This window comes from Thiothrix eikelboomii, assembly GCF_900167255.1.
GTDB lineage: Bacteria > Pseudomonadota > Gammaproteobacteria > Thiotrichales > Thiotrichaceae > Thiolinea > Thiolinea eikelboomii.
In genome coordinates, this window is sequence record NZ_FUYB01000008.1 from 1 (window position 1) to 23,340 (window position 23,340).

At 47.6% G+C, this 23,340-nt stretch carries 22 protein-coding genes; 8 read left to right on the top strand and 14 right to left on the bottom strand.

Annotation, left to right across the window (positions count from 1 at the left end; genetic code table 11):
• A partial coding sequence (locus B5D50_RS09695; RefSeq protein ID WP_143594319.1) for a helix-turn-helix domain-containing protein occupies positions 1–280 on the bottom strand: 280 nt, incomplete at its 3' end.
• 64 nt (positions 281–344) lie between these two features.
• Here B5D50_RS09695 and B5D50_RS09700 point away from each other — a divergent pair.
• The 5 genes from B5D50_RS09700 to B5D50_RS09720 all read left to right on the top strand — a co-directional run bounded on the left by B5D50_RS09700 (position 345) and on the right by B5D50_RS09720 (position 5,458).
• Complete coding sequence (locus tag B5D50_RS09700; RefSeq protein ID WP_078922412.1) at positions 345–830, top strand: hypothetical protein; 486 nt, start codon at positions 345–347, stop codon at positions 828–830.
• A 372-nt stretch (positions 831–1,202) separates the two neighbouring features.
• A complete protein-coding gene (locus tag B5D50_RS20100) occupies positions 1,203–1,820 on the top strand; it encodes a hypothetical protein (RefSeq protein ID WP_143594320.1) in 618 nt (205 codons plus the stop codon).
• A 157-nt stretch (positions 1,821–1,977) separates the two neighbouring features.
• Positions 1,978–2,382 carry an Hsp20/alpha crystallin family protein gene (locus B5D50_RS09710; RefSeq protein WP_078922414.1) on the top strand — a complete coding sequence of 135 codons (405 nt, stop codon included), beginning with the start codon at positions 1,978–1,980 and terminating at the stop codon, positions 2,380–2,382.
• 5 nt (positions 2,383–2,387) lie between these two features.
• Positions 2,388–4,763, top strand: a complete 2,376-nt coding sequence (gene lon / locus B5D50_RS09715; RefSeq protein WP_078922415.1) for an endopeptidase La — start codon at positions 2,388–2,390, stop codon at positions 4,761–4,763.
• Between the two features lie 173 nt (positions 4,764–4,936).
• Positions 4,937–5,458 (top strand): hypothetical protein, encoded by a 522-nt coding sequence (locus tag B5D50_RS09720; RefSeq protein ID WP_078922416.1) that lies wholly within the window; start codon positions 4,937–4,939, stop codon positions 5,456–5,458.
• On the opposite strand, the gene truA is transcribed toward B5D50_RS09720, so the two are convergent.
• From truA to leuC, 7 genes are all read right to left on the bottom strand, one after another.
• Positions 5,445–6,230 (bottom strand): tRNA pseudouridine(38-40) synthase TruA, encoded by a 786-nt coding sequence (truA, locus tag B5D50_RS09725; protein WP_078922417.1) that lies wholly within the window; start codon positions 6,228–6,230, stop codon positions 5,445–5,447. The genes B5D50_RS09720 and truA overlap by 14 nt on opposite strands.
• 60 nt (positions 6,231–6,290) lie before the next feature.
• Positions 6,291–9,866, bottom strand: coding sequence for a FimV/HubP family polar landmark protein (locus tag B5D50_RS09730; RefSeq protein ID WP_078922418.1), 3,576 nt, complete (start codon positions 9,864–9,866; stop codon positions 6,291–6,293).
• Between the two features lie 250 nt (positions 9,867–10,116).
• The gene (locus B5D50_RS09735) at positions 10,117–11,139 is read right to left on the bottom strand and encodes an aspartate-semialdehyde dehydrogenase (RefSeq protein WP_078922419.1); all 1,023 of its coding nucleotides are present in this window, start codon (positions 11,137–11,139) and stop codon (positions 10,117–10,119) included.
• 97 nt (positions 11,140–11,236) lie between these two features.
• Positions 11,237–12,316: a 3-isopropylmalate dehydrogenase gene (leuB, locus tag B5D50_RS09740; RefSeq protein ID WP_078922420.1), complete on the bottom strand. Its 1,080-nt coding sequence runs from the start codon at positions 12,314–12,316 to the stop codon at positions 11,237–11,239.
• 9 nt (positions 12,317–12,325) lie between these two features.
• Entirely contained in the window at positions 12,326–12,964 is a 639-nt protein-coding gene (gene leuD / locus B5D50_RS09745; RefSeq protein WP_078922421.1) for a 3-isopropylmalate dehydratase small subunit, read from the bottom strand.
• 11 nt (positions 12,965–12,975) lie between these two features.
• Positions 12,976–13,122 carry an entericidin A/B family lipoprotein gene (locus tag B5D50_RS09750; protein WP_078922422.1) on the bottom strand — a complete coding sequence of 49 codons (147 nt, stop codon included), beginning with the start codon at positions 13,120–13,122 and terminating at the stop codon, positions 12,976–12,978.
• Positions 13,123–13,134: 12 nt separating this feature from the next.
• Positions 13,135–14,538, bottom strand: coding sequence for a 3-isopropylmalate dehydratase large subunit (leuC, locus tag B5D50_RS09755; protein WP_078922423.1), 1,404 nt, complete (start codon positions 14,536–14,538; stop codon positions 13,135–13,137).
• Between the two features lie 103 nt (positions 14,539–14,641).
• Between leuC and B5D50_RS09760 the strand changes: the two genes are divergently transcribed.
• The gene (locus B5D50_RS09760; RefSeq protein ID WP_078922424.1) at positions 14,642–15,508 is read left to right on the top strand and encodes a LysR family transcriptional regulator; all 867 of its coding nucleotides are present in this window, start codon (positions 14,642–14,644) and stop codon (positions 15,506–15,508) included.
• Here the strand turns inward: B5D50_RS09760 and B5D50_RS09765 are convergent.
• Positions 15,505–16,104 carry a Uma2 family endonuclease gene (locus B5D50_RS09765; RefSeq protein ID WP_078922425.1) on the bottom strand — a complete coding sequence of 200 codons (600 nt, stop codon included), beginning with the start codon at positions 16,102–16,104 and terminating at the stop codon, positions 15,505–15,507. The genes B5D50_RS09760 and B5D50_RS09765 overlap by 4 nt on opposite strands.
• 28 nt (positions 16,105–16,132) lie before the next feature.
• Positions 16,133–16,555, bottom strand: coding sequence for a toll/interleukin-1 receptor domain-containing protein (locus B5D50_RS09770; protein ID WP_078922426.1), 423 nt, complete (start codon positions 16,553–16,555; stop codon positions 16,133–16,135).
• 147 nt (positions 16,556–16,702) lie between these two features.
• On the opposite strand from B5D50_RS09770, the gene B5D50_RS09775 reads away from it, so the two are divergent.
• Entirely contained in the window at positions 16,703–17,080 is a 378-nt protein-coding gene (locus tag B5D50_RS09775) for a cystatin domain-containing protein (RefSeq protein ID WP_078922427.1), read from the top strand.
• A gap of 156 nt (positions 17,081–17,236) precedes the next feature.
• Positions 17,237–17,572 (top strand): c-type cytochrome, encoded by a 336-nt coding sequence (locus B5D50_RS09780; RefSeq protein WP_078922428.1) that lies wholly within the window; start codon positions 17,237–17,239, stop codon positions 17,570–17,572.
• A gap of 71 nt (positions 17,573–17,643) precedes the next feature.
• Here B5D50_RS09780 and B5D50_RS09785 read toward each other — a convergent pair whose 3' ends face one another.
• From B5D50_RS09785 to B5D50_RS09800, 4 genes are all read right to left on the bottom strand, one after another.
• Positions 17,644–18,057, bottom strand: a complete 414-nt coding sequence (locus tag B5D50_RS09785; protein ID WP_078922429.1) for a MaoC family dehydratase — start codon at positions 18,055–18,057, stop codon at positions 17,644–17,646.
• A 9-nt stretch (positions 18,058–18,066) separates the two neighbouring features.
• Entirely contained in the window at positions 18,067–19,836 is a 1,770-nt protein-coding gene (locus B5D50_RS09790) for an acyl-CoA dehydrogenase family protein (protein WP_078922430.1), read from the bottom strand.
• Positions 19,837–19,854: 18 nt separating this feature from the next.
• A complete protein-coding gene (locus B5D50_RS09795) occupies positions 19,855–21,498 on the bottom strand; it encodes a long-chain-fatty-acid--CoA ligase (RefSeq protein WP_078922431.1) in 1,644 nt (547 codons plus the stop codon).
• A gap of 169 nt (positions 21,499–21,667) precedes the next feature.
• On the bottom strand, positions 21,668–23,332 hold the full coding sequence (locus B5D50_RS09800) for an electron transfer flavoprotein-ubiquinone oxidoreductase (RefSeq protein WP_407701248.1): 1,665 nt from the start codon (positions 23,330–23,332) through the stop codon (positions 21,668–21,670).
• Positions 23,333–23,340: the final 8 nt, after the last annotated feature.

Sequence of the window (23,340 nt, forward strand, 5' to 3'; positions counted from 1 at the left end):
CTTCCAAGCGGGTTTCAACCCGCTTCACGATGCGCTGGGCAGTCGATTCATGGACCTGATAGCTCAAACCTAAGTGGAACAACGTGCGGTACTCTCGCCAGTAACCTAGGGTCAATAATAGTTGATCCTCTAGGCTTAACGGGCTGGGGCGACCCGACTTCTTCTTCGTCAACTCGCCTGCTTTGAGCACTTCAAGCAGTTCGTGAAAGAGTGGCAGGGGGATTCCTACTCCGCGTTTGAACGCCGAGGGGGATAGAGGTTTCAGGGGTAGGTAGTTCATTCTTAACTTTATAGGCGAAAATGACTACTTTCGCAAGAGGTCTATTCAGCGTGATGGAATTATCTTGAAAAATATTGGCCAATACACGATTAGTAGAAACCATATTCATAGTATTCACCCCAACTATGAGCCAATCCCTTATGAACAGCTCAAAAAAGCCAGTAATGCGCCAGATGCAGCGGTCATACTGCCGAATGGCGTCTTAGCCCAACATGCCGATGGTATCCAAGTCACGAATGCTAAAGGTGGTACTATCCGCGATAATAATCTAAAAATAGGGAATGGCACTTGGTATCAAGCCATTAATGTCCATCATGAAGCCGATAGTGTTTATCGAAACGTCTCCCCTAAGACGCCTAAAGACAAGCAACCGATACCCGTGTCGATTGTTAATAATACGATTGAGAACAATCATGATTTTGCAATTAATGCTCAGCATTTTGAGAAAATCCTTGCGGAAGAAGGAAAGAATCAAATTAGTAGAAAATCAACAGCTAATAGGTCATTAGTAGAAAAAATTGGAATTATAGAGAAAAATTTGAGGCAATAGGTCATGAGGAAGTTTGCTTTTGTTATTATTTTATTTTTTTCAAATACGCACAGCATTTCAGCTAACAAAATATGCTCGGAAATAAACCAACTAACCAACAAATATCCTTATCAATACAACATACTAACCCAAAAAATTATAGAACTACAGGATTATGATAATCAACAGAGACCAAGGCAACACTATCCACTTACCTTAGATAGAAAACAAAGCCAACAACATCTAAGGCAATTGTTAAATAATACATTAATCCAACAGATTGATCCTATAGTACTAGAGTACGCCATTGGTGTTTGCGATTTTGAAAATATCAATCTCTACCTTGATCATGGACTGTCTTTGCAATGCTACACTCAGGAAGGGAGGGGCAATATGCTAGGTTTTCTTATCCACTGTCGCATTCAGGGCGAGGCCAAACGCAATCAAGTCTTAGAACGCCTCTTACAAGTGGGAGCTAATCCCAACGAAGGCAAGAAAGACTTAGAGCGAGATGCCGCAGGCATCTATCCCATTGCAGATGCTACCAAATCTTGTGATACCAGTATGCTGGACATACTCCTGAAATATGGAGCAAATCCCAATCTAAAAACCCAAGGCGAAGAATATTTTCCCATCCTCAACATCTGTAGTACAAACCGCAACTATTCTGGCTTAGGATTACCCCCCGACTTGGAGTATCCCCCCACTCCCACCCTGCCTTTAGCGCATATCCTACAAAGCTTATTAGAATATGGTGCTGATCCTAATACGATTTATATCACCGAGGATCAACGTAATTATGCCACTCAAAATCGGGAGCAGATTTTAAAAATCGCCTGCGCTGGTAAAGACGAAAAAGCCAAGAGTGTTTACGATCTTTATGCTCATGAATTCGAAGAAGCTAAGACTGAAGGTGACCCCGTAAAAATAAGTAATTTTCAAAAGCTTTTTGATGTGTTAGTGAAGTATGAGGCTAAACCCTTGGTCGATCTGTGTGCCACCCTCGAGTAAATTCCAAAAACTACTGTTGTACTCGTCTCGCACTACTCACTGATGAGAACTTCTTGCTCGATTTCTCTTGAAATTAGCACACTCGCCCATATTTCTTGACTAAATCAGTAGGAGTTACATGGGGTAACTCTACATAAACTTAGAAGTGAGTAAAGACATGCCATCCCGTCCTATTCATCTGATGTGGGTCGAGGCTTGCGAAGTACTTTCTGAGGCTGAACGCCTACAGCGGCAATTTTTTCGACCCATTAATGCCGTGCGCCAGCCTAGTTGGGAACCACCGATTGATTTATTTGAAACACCCGAGGCTTTGTACCTAACCATTGCTTTGCCCGGTGTGGAGGCGCAACGCATTGAGGTTCACCTCAATGGTGGGAGCTTAGTGGTGAGTGGCTTTCGCCCCTTACCTTCTTTAGCTCGAGCAGCGCATATTCATCGTTTGGAATTACCGTATGGTCGTTTTGAACGTCGCATCGCATTGCCTGCGGGGCGTTATGAGCTAGTGACTCATCAGCTTCAGCATGGCTGCCTGCAAATCAATTTACATAAAGTGGGAGCTTAAGAGCCATGACTGAAACATTACAAGCGGTGCAGGCCAGTACGAAGCTGCCTGACTCTGTATTAGTGATTTTACCAACGCGCAATGTGGTCTTATTCCCGGGCGTCATTGCACCGATTACTTTAGGGCGTGAAACCACAATTAGCGCCGTACAAGAAGCCCTGCGTACTAATCGACGCCTAGGTCTGATGTTGCAACGCAATCCTAATGATGATGAACCTAATCCTGAGGATTTATACCAAGTAGGCACTTTGGTTAATGTATTGCGCTATGTCACCACGCAAGAAGGGACTCATCATTTAGTGGTACAAGGCGAAGAGCGTTTTAAAGTACAAGATTATCTACAAGATGAGCCGTATTTAGCGGCCAAGGTGAGTTTTATGCCTGATCCTAAATCGGATGATTTAGAGCTAGAAGCCCGGCGGCGTTATTTGCAAAGTTTAGCACTGGATGTCGCCAAACTCTTGCCACAATTGCCCAGTGATGTGACGCAAACTCTGCAAAATATCAGTGAGGCGGGGGCCTTGGCTGATTTAATTGCCAACTTTATGGATATGACCCCTGCTGAAAAACAGCATTTATTAGAGATCACTGATCTCAATGAGCGCTTAGAGCGGGTTTCCGAATTATTACGCAAGCAATATGAAGTCTTAAAAATCACTCGGGAAATTGACAGCAAAGCTAAAGCGTCGATGGATGAGCGCCAGCGTGAATATATGCTGCGTGAACAGATGAAAGCGATTCGTAAGCAATTGGGTGAAGACGACAACAATAGCGCTGAATTGGAAGAGTTACGTACCGCACTGGAGGACGCTAAGCTACCTAAAGAAGTGGATGAGCATACGAAAAAGGAATTACGCCGTTTGGAGCAAATGCAGGACTCCTCTGGCGAATACTCGATGGTGCGTACTTACTTGGATTGGATTGCAAGCTTACCTTGGAGCAAAGTCGATGCCGAAAATATTGATATTGCGCAAGCCCGCCAGATTCTCGATGACGAGCATTTTGGCTTAACCAAAGTCAAACAGCGCATTTTAGAATATTTAGCAGTACGCAAACTCAATCCGCAAGGGCGTAGCCCGATTCTGTGCTTTGTAGGGCCACCGGGAGTAGGTAAAACCTCGATGGGTCAAAGTATTGCCCATGCAATGGGGCTGAAATTTGTACGTGCCAGTCTAGGCGGTGTGCATGATGAGGCCGAGATTCGCGGGCATCGTCGCACTTACTTAGGAGCTTTGCCCGGCAATATTATTCAAGGCTTACGGAAAGCAGGGACGCGCAATCCAGTCTTTATGTTGGATGAGATTGATAAATTAGGCGGCGGCGGTTATCACGGTGATCCTTCGGCAGCTTTATTGGAAGTACTCGATCCTGAGCAAAATAGTAGTTTCCGTGATAATTATTTAGCGCAAAGCTTTGATTTAAGCCAAGTGGTCTTTATTGCGACCGCCAATGTGTTGGATTCGATACCAGGCCCTTTACGTGACCGGATGGAAATCATTGAGCTACCCGGCTATACCGAAGAGGAAAAAGTCCAGATTGCTCAACGCTATTTGGTCAAACGCCAACTCGAGGCCAATGGCTTAAAGCCTGAGCAGGTGGAAGTCACCACAACTGCCTTAAGCAGTATCATTGGCGATTATACCCGTGAAGCAGGTGTCCGTAGCTTAGATCGGAAAATTGCAGCGGTACTGCGGCGGGTAGCGATGCAAATCGCTGAAGGTGCAGCAACCCCGATTCGCATTGATGAAGCTGCCGTACTCAATATTTTAGGTGCAAAACGTTTTGAAAGCGAAGTGGCCATGCGTACCAGCATTCCGGGGGTCGCTACGGGCTTAGCTTGGACACCCGTAGGTGGTGATATTCTGTTTATTGAAACCACTAAAATGCCCGGCCACGGCAAACTGATCATTACCGGACAACTCGGTGATGTAATGAAAGAAAGTGCACAAGCAGCTTTGAGCTTAGTGAAATCGCGTGCTCACAGTTTAGGCATCGACGCCAAAACCTTTGAAGAACACGATATTCACTTACATGTTCCCGCAGGCGCTATCCCCAAGGATGGCCCCAGTGCCGGAGCAGCGATGTATACCTCCTTGGTATCCTTGCTGACTGGACGTTGTGTACGTAGCGACTTGGCCATGACGGGGGAAATTAGCTTACGCGGTTTGGTCTTACCTATTGGCGGGGTTAAGGAGAAATGCTTAGCCGCACTACGGGCGGGAATACATACCGTGTTACTCCCTGCTCGCAACCGTAAGGATCTTGAAGAAGTGCCGGATAATGCCCGCCAACAACTGCAATTTATCTTTATGGATAAAGTAGACGATGCGATTACACATGCTTTAGAGCCTGAAACGACCGCTTTGCTGATCGCCGCTTAAATCAAATAGTTCTTTGCTCTCACTGAGTTTCCCTAGCCTTCGGGCTAGGGTCTTTTCTGTTTGATCAATTAACTTTTAGATCAATTATTTGCGGCCAGCCTTTTCTGCTGAACTATTAGTTTGTGACCAGCCTCTAAATGGGCATTCTGGACTATTTAAATTAGGCGACTGCCATGAAATATCTGCAGTTTGTTGGCGGCTTCACTATCCTTGGTTTAATCTTAACTGCGTGTGAGCGCTTACCGATGGAAAAAGAGTTGACCCTGCATTATTTCACCAGCAGTGAAAGCACCTACACCGATATTAAACTCGAGCACGGCCAACTCACTTACACCTATTTTGAGGACACTGACCAACGCTGTGCGCAATGGTTTAAGAGCAGCCCTTGCTGGACAGCAGCTGATTTAAAAACTGTCACCGCGCCACTAGACGCAGAGACAGAAGCCGAACTGCGCCAATTAGTCAGCGCGCAACCGCTGATGGATCAAGCACCAGCTACCCTCACCGCCGCCGCACAACAACCCGCCGAACGCGCTTATCATGAAAAACTAACGATTAGCCTAGGCAATCATGAGCAACAACTAAGCTATCGCAGCCGCCCTGACGCCCCACCTAAACCCGAGTCATTTCAGCATATTGAGCAGTTATTACAAAACGCTGCTGAGAAATTAAAGCCAGCTGTTAACTCAAAATAAATTGCGGTAAGCTGTAATCAACGGGCAAGCCAAATTCGGCAGGGTATTCGACATAAACAAAATATAAACCTGCCGCCGCCGCCGTCATCCCCGCTAACCGACGATCACGCTCGACTAATAGCTGAGCGATCCACTCCGGCTTTTGTTCACCGCTGCCGACCTCTAAAAGCGAACCCACTATATTGCGTACCATATGATGCAAAAAAGCATTCGCTACGACATCAATATAAATAAAATCCCCCAGACGACTCACCGCAATGCTCTGCAGATAGCGGCGTGCATGCGTTGCTTGGCAACCCGAGGCTCGAAAGCTAGAAAAATCATGTTCACCCACTAAAACTTGCGCTGCCTGATGCATTGCTGGTGCATCTAAAGCATGGTGATACCAAGCGACTTTATTTTTTAAAATCGCGGGCTTGGCCCAACGATTAAGAATCACATAACGATAGCGACGCGAGAGTGCCGAAAAGCGGGCATGAAAATGCTCAGCCACCGGCTGCACCCAACGTAACGCAATACCATCTGGCAATTTAACATTTGAGCCAAATAGCCAACCTCGCAGAGGGCGCTCGGCCTTGGTTTCAAAATGAATAATCTGCCCACTCGCATGCACACCACTATCAGTACGCCCCGCACAAACGGCTTCGATGGGTTCATTGGCCACCTCTGAAAGTGCGCGCTCAACTGAGGCTTGCACGGTACTGGCATGGCTTAAACGTTGCCAGCCACAAAAAGCGGTTCCATCATATTCCACACAAGCAGCTAATTTCATAAGGGTATACAAGCAAAAGGCCGAACAAGTCGGCCTTTATAGCGGGAATGGGGCTAAGTCTCAACCCGTTTGATGCAGCAAGGTTTCAGCTTCACGGCGCTGATTATCATTGCCTTCCACCATCACCTCTTCCAAAGTTGAGCGTGCACCCTCAATATCACCCATATCTAAATAAGCACGGGCTAAATCTAACTTCGTACTGATATGTGCTTCATGCAGATCCAACTCTTCTTCTGGCATATCAAGGAAAGACAAAGCCTCATCAATATCACCTAACCAATCATCATCAGGATTAACGGATACAGCATCCGGTGCCATATAGAAGGTATCCTGCGGTAAGATTTTTTTAATCCCCGTGTCTTTATCCAAATGCAGATTCAAACTCGTCACATTATCGACCGGCTTACTTGCACTTAAAGCTGCCGCTGCTTTGCCCGTCGCTGACACAGGCTGTTCATCCATCGTCAGCTGATCAAGATCAAAATCAAGCACATTATTAGCATCATCTAAATCCACTGTGGACGCAGCAGCTTGAGGGGGTTCGACGCTTTGAGTTAAGTCGTCGAAATCCATATCTAGCATCTCATCCAAATCATCTACCGTCTGTTGCGGTGCTTTGGCTTCAGACACTGGCGTTTGATCTAAATCTAAAGGTGCATCGAAATCAAAATTATCTAAGGCCTCAAAATCATCCTGATCCAGTGCACCTGATTTAGGTGCAATCTTCTGCTCGGCAACCTCGGCAGCGACTAAATCATCTAAATCAAAATCTAGATCATCATCGGCTAATAATCCCGTTTCAGCGGTATTGAAATCTTGACGACCGGCCTTAACATAACCTTGGTAGTCATCAGCCGCTAAACCTGACTTATCCTTTAGCTCCTGCTCGAAATCATCTAGATTAAAGTCAAACTCGTCCTCATCTAGTTTAGAACCAACACCTCGTTCATCTTCATCTAAAGCACTCAGCGCAGCGGCTAAATCATCTTTCAAACTTATTGACGAATTCGCTTTAGTAATTGAGTTAAATCCATTGACCTCATCAGTAAGTTCATCCGCTTCAGCCTTCTGATGTATTGCTAAACCCGCCGCACCGGCTACGGCTGCACCCACCGCAGCACCTGCAGTAGCTAGCTTGCCCACACCGCTGGTTGGCGCATTCGCGTTATAGAGTGGATTATCAGGGCTAATCTTGCTACCCCACGTCATCACATCTTTCCACAGCTTGCTTTGACGATCTGCATTACGACTATTCGCAAACAACTGCGCTTGCTCATCAAAGGCTTCACGATTATTCGCCGCAAAGTAGTTTTCTAACAGCTTATGACGATATTCAAGACGCTCTGGATGCTTCTCTAAGGCCTTTTTCAGTTCACTCTCAGCTTGTTGATGCAAGCCATAAGCAATATAAACATTAGCCTCCATCAGCACTTCATCTTCATCTTCTGGTGAGGCAGGTTTCGGACTCGGCGGATAGACTGGATCTGGACTTATGGATACTGGGCGGCCGGTCAATGTTCCACCGTGACCATTCCCCATTTTTACACCGAACGGATCATCATCTTCAGGGTGTCCTCCCTCAGCCGTCTTGAGGTCTCCCTCTAAATCTGGAATATTGATCTCACCCGCAGGACGTCCTGGCGGGAAACCATCCTCAAACTCTCCATCTTCAAAAGGCTCTTTGATGGCAGGTTTACGGGTTGGTGTTGACTTGCGTTTACCTAAGAAGCGCGCCAGTAAGGCTAAGAGTAACAGTGAGAGTAAAGCACCTGCACCGATCTTCCAAGCTAAGGGTGAACTTAGCATGCTCATTAAATCATCGCTTTGCTCGCCATCCACAAACGGAGAGGCGGCTGGCGTTGGTTGTGCTTCAGGCGCGGGCGGTGTGGGTGTCAGTGGCTGCGGCTCAACCGACTGAGCGGCTGGCGTTGGTTGCTCCGGTAATGCCGATGGGGCTGGATTCAGTTCAGGTAAACTCTGTGCTGGATTCGGCTGATGAGCCGGATTCAAGCCACCATTTAAAGCCGCCGCCGCTGCTGCCGCACGCTCGGCTGGGGTCATCGCCCCCAAAGCTTCCTGATTAATTGGCGGATTAGTAGGTTGCCCGTTGCCCGCTACTAGCTGATTAGGGTCAGTCCGTACAACCTCATTCGTATTATTCGTATTCCCTAAATAATTTTGAATATCGCTGCCATCCGCCTGAGCAGGTATTGAATCAGGATTAACAGGCGGTGTCTGCGCATTCAGTAAGGGCGAATTATTATTAGCTTCTGGCTCTGTTGGAGGAAGTACTGCTGGATTCGATTCCGCTGGTTTAGGATCTAACTGTGCCTCTACAGGAGTCGGAGTTGCTGCTGGCGTCGGTGTCTGCACTTGACCTGCTACAGGACTCACACCATTCATTGATTTTTGTAACTCAGCTAATTGCTCATCACGTAAGGTAATCAAACGATTTTTCTTACGCAACATCGCCTCTAACTCATCGACTCGAGACTTTAACTCCGTATTTTCACGTTGTTGGCTAGATAAGGACTCACGTGCTAACGATAATTCTTTTTCTAAATCCGCTAAGCGTTCTTTACCTGCGCCCGCGACAGCATTTTCATTAGCACCTGCTTGATCTTTACTTCCGAGCACTTCTAAACGAGCATTATCATCCGCAGGCCGTTGAGTAGAGGCTGGACGATTTTGGCTAGGCGCTACTGAGTCGCCACCACTAGCCACACTCGTTGCACGAATTTTCTTCCAATCGACATAATGTTGACGCACTTGCCGCCGTGCTTCGGCGCGACTCACCGATTGCACACTCCGCGATCCCGGTGCTTTGAGGGTCACACCCGATTTTAAACCATTAATATTGCCATCAATAAAGGCCTGCGGATTCGCACGGTACAAAGCCATCATCATCTGGTCAATATTAGTACCAGGCTGACTTAACTGACTCGCTACCTTAAACAAGGTATCCCCCGGACGCACCCGATAACTGCGATTCGCGCTAGGTGCTGGCGCAGACACACGTTGTGGAGCTGCTTGGCGATTGGTCGCAGTACGACGCGGTTGTTGCTGTACCCTTACTTGGCGAGCTGTTTGTGGTGCGACTAAAGGCGCTGGAGCCTCTGCAAACACTTCAGGTTCAACTTGGACAGGTGCAGGTACGGGAGCAGGACGATTAACTGTACCATTCACACGCGGCTCAGCCCGCACAGCAGCCTCACTTCCAGCTACGGTATTACCCGGCTGCATCAGCACAGGCGGATCGAGCATCACCGTATATTCTTTTAGCAACTGCCCTTGAGGCCAACTGACCTCTAAGAGAAAATTAACAAAAGGCTCAGTAATCGGCTTATCTGAACTCACTAGAATAACTGGTTTTCCATTTTGTACACTGGTGGAAAAACGCAAGCTATCTAAAAAGGCAGGGCGCTCAATACCGACGCGATTGAAAACGCTAGCAGGTGCTAAGCGAACCTGTAACTGCTGGGCATCTTGCGCACCCGTCGCGAGTAGTTCGATCTTGGCACGCAGTGGCTGATTCAGGTTGGAGTTTGACTCGATATCGCCGAGACTCAACGCACTCGATGCCGCAGGGTATGCCCCCGCGATCATCACGGCTATACTTAGAGCCTGTTTTTTCACTGCGATTCCCCTTTACTAGTGCAACGGTTGCATCTCTGTTCATCCCCTGAGTTTGAGTCAGCCCTTAGATTTAGAATTCTGGATGAATAGTGATTTATTGGTATTGTTAGCATTCAACTATATATCAGTGCTTTACAGCAAGCAATCTTTCCCCAAAGCCAAGAATTCCCTCATCAGCGAGACAAGAGTTCTTTACTTAGCCTTATTGTTGCAGGATCGAATTAATTTGTGCTGAATTAACCGACGAGCTTCACTTCAATCTAGCTTGAGCTATTAATAACTCCGCAATCTGCACACTATTGAGTGCAGCCCCTTTACGGATATTATCAACCACTAACCACACATGTAAGCCGTTTGCCTGAATTAAATCTTCACGGAGACGACCTACATAAACCGGATCATTATTGGCGGCCTCAACGACAGGCGTTGGATAGTCACCATTTTCATCCACCAGCTCTATTCCTTTAGCATTTTCTAATAGAGAACGAACTTGTGTCAGTGAGAGCTTGGTTTCAGTTTCAAGGTATACAGTTGCCGAACTACCAAAGAACACCGGAACTCGAATCACGGTCGGACTCAATGGCAAATCAGGCTCACTTAACACTTTACGTGTTTCCTTGAGTAAGCGTAACTCTTGCTCAGTATGACCTGTTTCTAGCAAATCATCGACTTGCGGTAACAGATTAAAAGCGATCTGTTTAGCAAAAACTTTTGATTCAACCGGGCGACCACTGAGTAGACTCGCGGTTTGTCCAGCTAATTCATCCACGGCTTGACGACCTGCACCTGACGCTGCTTCATAGACAACGACTTGGATGCGCGTCAGCTTAACGATTTCTAAGAGGGGCTTTAAAGCTAAGGCCAGCTGAATGGTTGAACTACTCGGACTAGCGATCAGATTTCGATGCATATAAGCCGCTAAGGCTTCTGGATTGACCTCGGGAATCACTAAAGGGACATCCGCTTCATCCCGAAACTGTGCCGAATTATCAATGACAATGCAGCCTGCTTGAGTCGCAATGGGGACATATTCAGCCGCTAGCTCAGCATCGACTGCAAAAAAAGCCAGCTGTACTTTAGCAAAATCAAAAGTCGCTAAATCCTCAACATCAAGGGTTTTTCGACCTAGCTCGACTTCTTTACCTAAGGAATTTTCACTGGCTAAAGCATAAACTTGGCCTAGGGGGAAATTGCGCTCAGCGAGTAGCGATAATAGGGTTTCACCAACTAAGCCCGTTGCACCGACGACTGCAATATCATAGCTTGGGGTCATTTTCTTATCCTCAAAAAAAACGCCCCCAGCTCGCCGGTTGCAAGAACGAGACTGGGGGCTTTACTGCAGTTACTTAGTATAGCGAAAAATTTACACTTTAGCTGCGTAAAGCTGCAACAATTGCTGCACCCATCGCTATAGTATCGACTTTTTCACAGCCTTCTGTGTAAATATCACCCGTGCGTTTACCTTGGGCGAGTACTTGTTTGACCGCCGCTTCAATCCGCGTCGCTAATTCGGGCTGATTTAAGCTATAACGCAACATCATCGCCACTGATAAAATCGTTGCTAACGGATTAGCAATGCCTTTACCGGCGATATCTGGCGCTGAACCATGAATCGGTTCATACATCCCCACACCCGATTTATTCAAAGAGGCTGAAGGCAACATCCCAATCGAACCTGTCAACATGGCGGCAGCATCCGAGAGAATATCACCGAAAATATTGCCTGTGACCATCACATCAAACTGCTTAGGCGCACGCACTAATTGCATCGCCGCATTATCGACATACAAGTGGCTTAGCTCAACTTCAGGATAATCTTTGCCGATACGAATCATCACTTCACGCCATAATTCGGTCGTTTCGAGTACATTGGCTTTATCCACTGAGCACAGTTTTTTGCCGCGTTTCATTGCCGTATCAAAAGCCGTGCGACCAATGCGCTCAATTTCTGATTCAGTATAAACCATGGTATTAAAACCCCGCCGCTCGCCATTGGGCAAAGTTTCGATCCCGCGTGGTTGACCAAAATAAATATCTCCGGTTAATTCACGCACAATCATAATATCTAAATTAGCGACTAACTCCGGCTTGAGCGAAGAAGCACTCGCTAATTCTTCATATAAAATCGCCGGACGCAAATTCGCATATAAACCCAAATCAGCACGAATCGCTAATAAGCCACGCTCTGGGCGCAAAGGACGATCCAGCGTATCGTATTTTGGACCACCGACGGCCCCAAGCAGAATCGCATCCGCTGCTTTAGCGAGTGTCTGCGTACTCTTAGGATAGGGTTTACCCTCAGCATCATAGCCTGCCCCACCAATGTGCGCGTACTCAGCTTCTATATTTAAGCTGCCCTCATCCACAAACACATTCAGCACTTTCATCGCTTCGGTAACGATCTCTGGCCCAATACCGTCACCGGGCAGAACAAGAATTTTCTTCGTCATAGCCAACCTCTAATTAAACAACCACGGCGCCGATAGCTGGCGCTTGGCTTCATAAGCTTGAATATCAGGCGCATGTTGCAACGTGAGGCCAATATCATCCAAACCATTTAACAAACAGAATTTACGGAATTCATCTACCTCAAAGCTAAGCTTTTCACCGCTTGGCGTAATCACTTGTTGTGCAGCTAAATCAATCGTTAATTGATAGCCCGGCCTTGCCTCGACTTCTTTAAATAAACCCTCCACGATGGCAGCATCTAAATAAATGGGCAATAAGCCACTTTTGAAGCTGTTATTAAAGAAAATATCCGCAAAACTAGGCGCGATCACGGCACGAATTCCATAATCATCCAAGGCCCAAACGGCATGCTCACGTGAGGAGCCACAGCCAAAATTTTCCCGCGCTAGCAGAATAGAGGCACCAGCATAACGCGGGAAATTCAATACAAAGTCTTGATTCACAGCCCGTTTACTATGATCCATCCCCGGCTCGCCCGGCTCGTTGTAGCGCCAATCATCAAAGAGCGTAGGGCCAAAACCAGTGCGCTTAATCGACTTCAAATACTGCTTAGGAATAATCGCATCTGTATCCACATTGGCTCGATCCAAAGGTACGACTACGCCTTGATGGACAGTAAACTTTTCCATGAATGACTCCCTTACATTTTTTTCTTGGTGTCTTTGGCTTCTTTCTCAATCGCCTTGCCTGCGGTGGCAACATCTTTACCCGCACCGGCAATCGTCTCGCAACCTGCCAAAGTGAATAAACAAGGAACTAATAACAGGATAGTGATAAGTTTTTTCATGGAAGCTCTCCTTTAGAATTGACGAACATCAACGAAATGCCCAGTAACTGCAGCGGCCGCTGCCATTGCCGGACTAACCAAATGAGTACGACCACCTTGTCCTTGGCGACCTTCGAAATTGCGATTGGAGGTTGAAGCACAACGCTCACCCGGCTCTAAGCGGTCAGCATTCATCGCCAAACACATCGAACAACCCGGCTCGCGCCATTCAAAACCCGCCTCAAGAAAAATCTTATCCAAGCCTTCTTGCTCGGCTTGTTGCTTGACCAAACCGGAGCCGGGAACCACCATCGCTAATTTAATATTAGACGCCAGTTTGCGTCCTTTGGCTACCTCAGCTGCAGCACGTAAATCCTCAATCCGCGAATTGGTACACGAACCAATAAAGACTTTATCCACCTGTACTTGATTGATCGGCGTATTTGCCTCCAAGCCCATATATTTAAGCGCCGCCCGAATGCTATTCGCTTTCACAGTATCCGCTTCTTTAGTCGGATCAGGAATAAGGCCATCCACTGCCAAAACCATTTCTGGCGAAGTCCCCCAAGTTACTTGGGGCTGGATACTGGCGGCATCGAGATTCACTTCTAAATCAAACACAGCCTCTGCATCTGAATGTAACTCACGCCAAGCCTCAACGGCTGCTGCCCATTGCTCAGTTTTAGGGGCATAGGGACGACCTTTGACATACTCAATCGTAGTATCATCCACTGCAATCATGCCTGCGCGTGCTCCGCCTTCAATCGCCATATTGCAGACCGTCATCCGCCCTTCCATGCTCAGATCACGAATCGCCTCACCCGCAAATTCAATTGCATAGCCTGTGCCACCGGCTGTACCAATCTCACCGATAATCGCAAGCACGATGTCTTTAGCGGTTACGCCTTTGCCCACCTTACCATTGACATTGACGCGCATATTTTTCATTTTCTTTTGGATCAAGCATTGGGTTGCCATCACGTGCTCAACCTCTGAAGTACCAATGCCGTGGGCTAAAGCCCCAAAAGCACCGTGAGTAGAGGTATGTGAGTCACCGCAAACCACCGTCATCCCCGGTAAAGTCGCACCTTGCTCCGGCCCCATCACATGCACAATCCCTTGGCGCGGATCACCAATATTAAACTCGACCACCCCAAACTCACGGCAGTTATCATGTAGGGTTTCAACCTGCAAACGTGAAACGGGGTCAGTGATACCCTGATCTAAATCTTTGGTGGGGATATTATGATCGGGAACCGCCACCATTGAAGCAGTTCGCCACGGTTGACGCTGAGCGATCTTCAAGCCTTCAAACGCTTGTGGCGAGGTGACTTCATGCACTAAATGGCGGTCGATATACAGCAAACAAGTACCGTCGGCCTCTTGCCTGACCACATGCGCATCCCAGACTTTATCATAGAGGGTTTTTCCGGCCACAGGGATCTCCTTGGAATGAGTGATGCAGTGCAGAATATCATCCGCTTATGAATAAATAAAATTCATATTTTTCATCTAATAGATTCTTGTTTAGAATACAAACATGGACTTACCTGCACTGATTGCCTTCCTCGAAGTCGCCCGCTACCAATCCTTCTCACTAGCAGCGGAGGCCTTATTTATGAGTCAACCCGCGATTAGCAAGCGGATTAGCGCTCTCGAACTGGAGCTTGGCACGACTTTATTTAATCGCATCAATCGCCAAGTGACTTTAACCGAAGCTGGGCGTGCCTTGTTACCGCGTGTACAAGCTTTACGCACTGAATTGGAGGATATTCGCCGCCTTGCTTCGAATCTCTCGGGCGATGTGCAGGGTAGACTGACGATGGGTACGAGTCATCATATCGGCCTGCATCGCCTGCCCCCTGCTTTAAGCGCCTTCAATCAGCGCTATCCGGCGGTACAACTCGATTTGCGCTTTGTTGCTTCCGAACAGGCCTGCCAAGCGGTCGAGCGCGGTGAATTAGAATTAGCCATTGCGACCTTGCCAAATCAATTACCCGAACAACTGCAAGCCCAAGTGATTTGGATCGATCAGCTGCATATTGTCACCAGCCCCAACCAGCCCTTAAGCCGTTTGGGGCGCATTGCCTTAGAAGCCTTAGTTCAACACCGCTGCGTTTTACCCAGCAAAGACACTTACACCTATCAGATTATTAGCCAAGCGTTGGGCAAGTTGGAAAATCAGCTCGCCGTTTATGTGAGTACCAATTATTTGGAAACCCTGAAAATGCTCGTCAGCGCAGGCTTTGGCTGGTCGCTGCTACCGGATACTTTATTGGATGAAAAACTGACGATCGTCGACACACCTTTACAATTACAGCGAGAACTGGGAGTGATTACCCATCGCAAGCGCACGCTCTCGAATGCAGCACGGGGGATGTTGGGGATTTTAGAAGAGCTTAGTTAATCGAAAATTACATCCTCATACAATTCAAGCATCGACACCGTTAAGCCAATACTAGCAAACTCAACCAAACATTCTGCACCTTCAAAGCTGAATAACTCCCAACGCTGATGCTGATTCAAACGGAAGATTTCCACTAAAAACTCCGTGGGATCAATCAGCACATATTCACGCAAGCTACTGAGTAAACGGTAGACATCAAACTTACCGCCTTTGTCATAATCTTTGGTGCTAGGTGATAGCACTTCAACGATCAAAACAGGCGCTTGCTTCATCGTATCGCGGCTTTGATCAGCGGGATCACAAGTCACCAGCACATCGGGGTAAAAATAAGCTTTATCTTTCGCGTCCACTTTCACACGCATATCGGAAGCATATAAACCACAACCCTTACCGCGTAGATGAGTTTTGAAAGCATAATGCACATTGCCAGTGACTTTGACATGCGCATCGCTTGCGCCTGCCATATTAGTGATGGGATTCCAATGGAGGAGGTAGACCCAGCCGTTGAGGTATTCGTGCTTATCGCTGGAGCTGGCTTCAGCAGCGAGATAATCAGCTTCACAGATCAGCGGAGTGTGGGCAAGATTGGAATACATACATGAACCTACAATCAGTTTTATCCAGTTAGTATACCGCAGATGCAGCTCGCAGGGGGTCTCCCCCTGCACCGCCACGCAACACGCGGTCAGAACTTGCAGGCCAATTACAGTGCACACAAAAATCTAAAGCCTGCAAATGCCGCAGCCAAAGGGGCGAACGAACCTTTTCTGCAAACACCGGAATCACTGGCAAACCAAGTTCCTCAGCCATACTGATTTCATTGTGCACCCATTTCGACGTTCGGACTTTCTCGGACACAATCAGCACCACCGCAGCACTGGTTTCTAGCTCAGACTCCAGCTTGCTATACCACTTATCCCCCGGCTTTAAGCCAATCACATCCCGAAAAACTTCAAAACCAGCCACTTGCAATTGCTGTTGAGCTTCAGCGGCAAGGTTCTCGCCGTGGCTTTGATCGCGAGCATAACTGATGAAAATTTTTGGCATGGCAGCAAACTTAAGACTAAGGTTGGGATTGCGGTATTAATAGCGGTATTAATAGCAGATTTAATACTCAGCGCAAAGACACCGCTAGCGATTGACAAGTGTACAAAGAATCAGCATAGATACACCTTTTTACACTGAGAACCCCCAATGAAATCGATCACCCTTCCCCTATTCTTAGCCCTGAGCGGCCTGCTCAGTGCTTGCAATACTCATCCCAGCCTACCTACTCCACCACCAAACACCCCCCCTGCCCCGATGCCTCAAGCTCACATCGTGGGTGGCTATACAGCAGTGGATGTCAATGATCTTGAAGTACAAAATGCCGCACAATTTGCCGTGCAAGCTTTAGGCGGTTTATTGAATCGGGTGACCAAAGCGGAACGCCAAGTGGTGGCAGGTATGAATTATCGCCTGCAATTAGACCTCCAAAATGGAGCAGGTTATGAAGTTGTGGTTTATGTTGACTTGCAACAGCAAAAACAGCTGATTTCTTCACGTCCACTGAAAACAAACTCCCGCAGCTAAGCCATAAAGAAAAACTGGCAGCTCCGATTAATTCAGCCAAGCTATCTCTATTGCCCACAAGGTCTACCCCTTTTGGATTCCTTACAATTTAGATTAGAAATCAGTAAGGTGACTCGTGTTAAAACTTTATTTAACAACACGGAGAGGAGCAAACTGATGAAGAAACTTGCCTATGTTTTAACCTTAAGTTTATTCACGAGTATCAGTGTGGCGCAGGCTGATGATGCGGCGGGTGCGAAGCTGTATACCGAGAAAGCCTGCTTGAGCTGCCACGGCGAAGCGGGTAATAAACCGATTATGGAAACCTATCCTAAATTAGCTGGCCAAACAGCAGCTTATATGGTGCAACAGATGAAGGATATTCGCGACGGCAAACGCACCAATGGCCTATCAGCGACCATGATGGGCATTATGGCTGGCATGAGTGACGATGATATTGGTAAAATCGCCAGTTATCTTGCTAACCAAGCGCCAGCTCCAGCAGCTCAATAAACTTTAATCAGCCCGCCATCGTTCACAGTCGATGGCAGGCAGATGATGGGTAGCCCATCAATCAATATCAGCTAAGCCTTTAACCAAGGCACAAATAACACTGCATCACCTTTTACCAACACCTTCCCTTCTTGGTCAGTCACATAAGTATCAAGGCTAACAATCCCTTTACCTTCACGAATCTGTGTCACTTCAACCGTGGCAGTGACTGTTTGGTTTAAATAAACGGGGGCCTTGAAACTCAAGTTTTGCGACATATAGATCGCACCCGAACCGGGCAGATCCTCACCTAAAATACCCGTGAACAAACTCCCCACCAACATCCCGTGGACAATTTGCGCTTTAAATTGAGTACTCGCCGCAAACTCAGCATCTAAATGCACCGGATTATGATCGCCGGTTAAATCGGCAAATTGCTGCACATCCACTTCCGTAAACCTACGTTGGCGCGAGGCTTGATCACCGACTTGAATCATCTTACCCATATGCTGCTCCTAAAATGCATCTTCCGCTAAAGCCATCGTGCTTTCACTCCCCGCTAGCATAGCTGCTAAATGGCCTTGAGTGCGTGGCAATAAATGCTCAGCATAGAAGCGAGCTGTGATCAATTTATTCTTAAGGAAATAAGCATCCCCCTCACCTGCGGCTAATTGCGCTTGTGCTAAACCTGCCTGTTTCGCCATTAACCATCCCCCACAGAGATAGCCAAATAGCATCAAGAAATTAACACTGGCACTGCCCGCTAAATTCGCATCGCTCGGTGCGGATTGCAATAACCATTCACGGGCAACCACGCCTCTGGCCAAGGCTGATTCCAAGCCATCCAAAATACTGGCATGCAGGGTATTAGTCGCCCGTAAGTCTTCCGCAGTAATACGGATCTCTGCTAATAATAAAGCCAAAGCAGCACCTTGATCACTGAGAGTTTTGCGACCAATGAAATCCAACGCTTGAATGCCCGTTGTGCCTTCATAAATAGTCAAAATGCGGGCATCACGATAATGCTGAGCCGCCCCCGTTTCTTCAATAAAGCCCATGCCACCGTGAATCTGAATATTCAGATAGGTCATTTCTTGGCTTAATTCAGTCAGCCAGCCCTTCACAATCGGGGTGAATAGCTCAACTCGTGCAGTATGCATCGCTTGGGCTTCAGCCGCTTGCGCATAACGCGCACGGTCGACTTCGGCAGCAGCAACCAAGGCTAGAGCACGCATGGCCTCACAGCTTGCACGCATCAGCATCAACATCCGCCGCACATCAGGGTGCTCAATAATCGGAATGCGCGAGCCATCGCGGCGCGTACCTTGCAAGCGCTCTTTAGCAAAGACCCGCGCTTGCTGATAAGCACGCTCAGAAATAGACAGGCCTTGTAAACCAACCGCTTGGCGCGCATGGTTCATCATGGTGAACATATACGATAAACCTTTATTAGGCTCACCGATGATATAGCCCACGGCCTCTTTAAACTCCATCACACAAGTCGGGCTAGCATGAATCCCCAGCTTATGTTCAACGGATAAACAATGGGCGGCATTTCGTTCTGCCGGATTGCCGTCTGCATCCAATAGGAATTTGGGTACAATAAACAGCGAAATACCCTTCACCCCCGCCGGTGCATCGGGCAACCGTGCTAGCACTAAATGCACAATATTTTCGGTCATCTGATGATCACCCCAAGTGATGAAAATCTTTTGACCCGTGACCAGATAATGATCGCCGTTTGGCACAGCCCGAGTCTTGACGGCGGCTAAATCCGAACCTGCATCGGGTTCTGTCAGGTTCATAGTACCCGTCCATTCGCCGCTGGCCATTTTTGGCAAATAGGCCGACTGCAATGCATGGCTGGCATGGTGACCGATACTCTCCATCGCACCAATACTCAGCATCGGACATAGCGCAAAGGAAATATTCGCCGATTGCCATACTTCATTCACGGCTGTGCTTAAAACATTCGGCAAACCTTGCCCACCGAAGTCTTCTGCAACGGATAAGGATAACCAACCCGCTTGCGCAAACTGCTGATAGGCTTCTTTGAAACCCGGCGCTTCTTGCACCCCCTGTTCACCCAGACTTATACCCGCCTGATCACCGCTCCAGTTTAAGGGAGCGAGTACTTCACTGCCCATTTTGCCTGCTTCTTCAAGCACCGCGACCGCCAAATCCATATTGGCTTCGTCCAGCCCGGCATCTGCACCTAGCTCATCAAACTTCACTATCTGCCGCAGGACAAAATCAGCATCCTGATAGGGATGGGTATAACTCATTTCAAACTCCTTAGGATTTCATATCGTACTTGGCTTAGCGTCAGCGGCTGGCTGCAATAAATGCTCACCAAACTGCTCTCTAAGCTTATTTTTCATTAACTTACCTGTGCCATTCAGTGGCAAAGACTCCACAAAAATCACTGCATCAGGGATTTGCCACTTTGCTATTTTTCCATCAAAAAAGGCTAAAATCTCTGCTGCAGAAGGCTCGCGTCCTTCACGTCGAACAGCAATCAAAAGTGGGCGCTCATCCCATTTTTCATGTTTGGCGGCAATCGCTGCTGCACCGATTAAATCAGGATGCGCCAAGGCAATATTTTCCAGTTCTACGGTGCTAATCCACTCGCCACCTGATTTAATAATATCTTTCGAGCGATCTCGGATCTGCATATAGCCATCCGCATCCATCGTGGCAACATCACCCGTGGAGAACCAACCCGCCTCTAATGCTGGATGCTCTGCATGAAAATAAGTATCCACCACCCAATGCCCACGACACTGTAAATTACCTTGTGTTTTGCCGTCGTTGGCGAGGACTTCACCTTGATCATTGATCAGGCGTAATTCAATACCAAAGACCGGACGGCCTTGACTTAGGCGTATCTGTTGCTGGTCTTCGATGGGCAAAGTCATATGCTTATGCAATAAAGCATTGACTGTTCCGATGGGACTCAGCTCTGTCATCCCCCAAGCATGGATAGTATCTACCCCATAGTCTCGAAATTTAGCCATCATGGAAGGCGGACAAGCCGCACCACCGACCACCGTGCGTTTTAAGCTAGGTACGGTTGAGCCTGATTTTTCAATCGCACTGAGCAAACCTTGCCAAATGGTCGGGACACCTAAAGCCAAGGTCACTTGCTCTTCATCAATTAACTGCAACAAGCTCGCACCATCCAATCCAGGACCTGGCATCACTAAACTTGCCCCTGTCAAGGCGGCTGCATAGGGGATACCCCAAGCATTCACATGAAACATGGGCACTACGGGCATGACACAATCCTGCGCCGACAATCCCAAACTATCTGGCAAACTTACCGCTAATGAATGCAGCACGGTGGAACGATGCGAATACAATACACCCTTCGGATCACCGGTCGTGCCTGAGGTATAACATAAGCTCGAAGCAGACTGCTCATCTAAGCTTGGCCATTGATACTGGCTATCACCGGCTGCAATCAAATCTTCATAAAATAACACCCCAGGTAGCTGTACCTCCACGACTGCATCTGGTGCATCCAAGAGGACATAAGCTTTCACACTCGGCAAGTGCTCACGCAAGCCCACGACTAAAGGCAGAAAGGTTTTATCAAAAAACAGTACCTGATCCTGCGCATGGTTAATGATGAAACTAAGCTGTGCAGGGAAGAGCCGTGGATTGATGGTATGGCAAACCCGCCCACTGCTGGACACTCCAAAATAAATTTCTAAATGGCGATGATTATTCCAAGCTAACGTAGCGCAACATTCGCCTGCTTGAATCCCCAATTGGTCTAATTGACTGGCTAACTGACGGGCGCGCTGGCCAACGGCAGCCCAATGGGTTCTGGTTTTTCCACCACTAGTATTAACGGAGATAATTTCGGTCGCCCCGTGATAGCGCTCAGCATGTTCTAATAAAGAACTAATCAGCAAAGGCATTTGCATCATTTGGCCTAACATTTTACTTCTCCTCCTAGCTAACAGGGTTTGCGGGCGCGCCTAAACACCACGCTTATTATTTAAACTTTAGTGATCATCCTCGACTGACACCACACTACACTCAAGCCTGTGGTCTGAATCTTGACGGAGGCGGTAGGCAAGAGCAGAGCACCACTCTTGTCGATACACCTTACATATTCGGGTAGTTCGGACCACCGCCACCTTCAGGCGTTACCCAAGTAATATTCTGTGCAGGATCTTTAATGTCACAGGTCTTACAGTGTACGCAGTTCTGCGCATTAATCTGGAAACGTGCCTCAGCACCTTCGCCCAAAACTTCGTAGACACCTGCCGGGCAATAGCGTTGGGCAGGCTCAGCATACAGCGGTAAATTTTTACCAATCGGGATAGTCGGGTCTTTCAATCTTAAATGGCTGGGCTGGTCTTCATCATGATTGGTATTCGATAAGAAGACTGAACTCAATTTATCAAAACTCAGCTTACCATCGGGTTTAGGATACTGAATCGGTGCGAACTCACTGGCAGGGCGCAGTTGTGCATAATCAGGATGATCATCGCGTAAAGTGACTGGCAGCTTACCCCGAAAAATATTCTGGTCGATAAAATTGAAAGCCCCACCGATCAGTGAACCAAACTTATGCAAAGCAGGGCCGAAATTACGACTGGCTTGCAATTCTGTATAGACCCAAGAATTTTGGAAGCGTGCATCATAACCACTTAAGTCCTTGCCGCCGGTATCACCCGCTTGCAGAGCCGCAAAGATTTCTTCGGCTGCCAACATCCCGCTTTTCATGGCAGTATGTGTGCCTTTGATTTTCGCAAAGTTCAAAGTACCTGCATTACAACCGACCAATAAACCACCGGGGAAATGCATCTTAGGCAAAGCATTAAAGCCACCTTTGGTAATCGCACGGGCACCATAAGCAACCCGCTTCCCTCCTTGCAAATAGTCCGCTATTAAGGGGTGATGCTTCATCCGCTGAAATTCATCAAAGGGGCTGACATAGGGATTGCTATAGTTGAGGTCGATGATCAAACCCACCACGGCTTGGTTGTTTTCACTGTGATAGAGGAAGAAACCACCACTGGTTCCGCCCCCTAAAGGCCAACCCGAACCATGAATCACCAAGCCCTCTTGGTGTTTGCTGGGATCAATATCCCACAGCTCTTTAATACCGATCCCATAATGCTGTGCATCAGCATCGGCATCAAGCTGAAATTGGCTATAAAGCTGCTTGCCTAAATGCCCACGACAACCTTCGGCAAAAATCGTGTATTTCGCCCTTAGCTCCATCCCGGGCGTAAAGCTATCTTTCGGTTCACCATCAATGCCAATTCCCATATCACCGGTGATAATACCTGCGACACTGCCATCCTCATTCAAGAGCAATTGGCTGGCTGGAAACCCCGGAAATACCTCAACACCCAAACCTTCCGCTTGCTCGGCTAGCCAACGACAAACATTACCGAGACTGACGATATAATTGCCCTCGTTATGCATAGTCGCGGGAATAAACGCATTCGGAATTTTGACAGCAGCGGTTTCATTGCGCAGCAAATAGAGTTCATCACGTTGCACTGGCACGTTTAAAGGTGCACCTAGCTCTTGCCAATTGGGGAACAATTCTTCAATGGCACGACTTTCAATCACGGCCCCCGAGAGAATATGCGCGCCAACTTCTGACCCCTTTTCGACTAAGCAAACCGTTAGCTCTTGGTGATGCTCCTTAGCTAATTGCATTAAGCGACACGCAGCTGCTAGACCCGCAGGTCCGGCGCCTACGATCACGACATCGAACTCCATCGAGTCACGTTCAATTTCGGTAATATCCATCAGTCCCT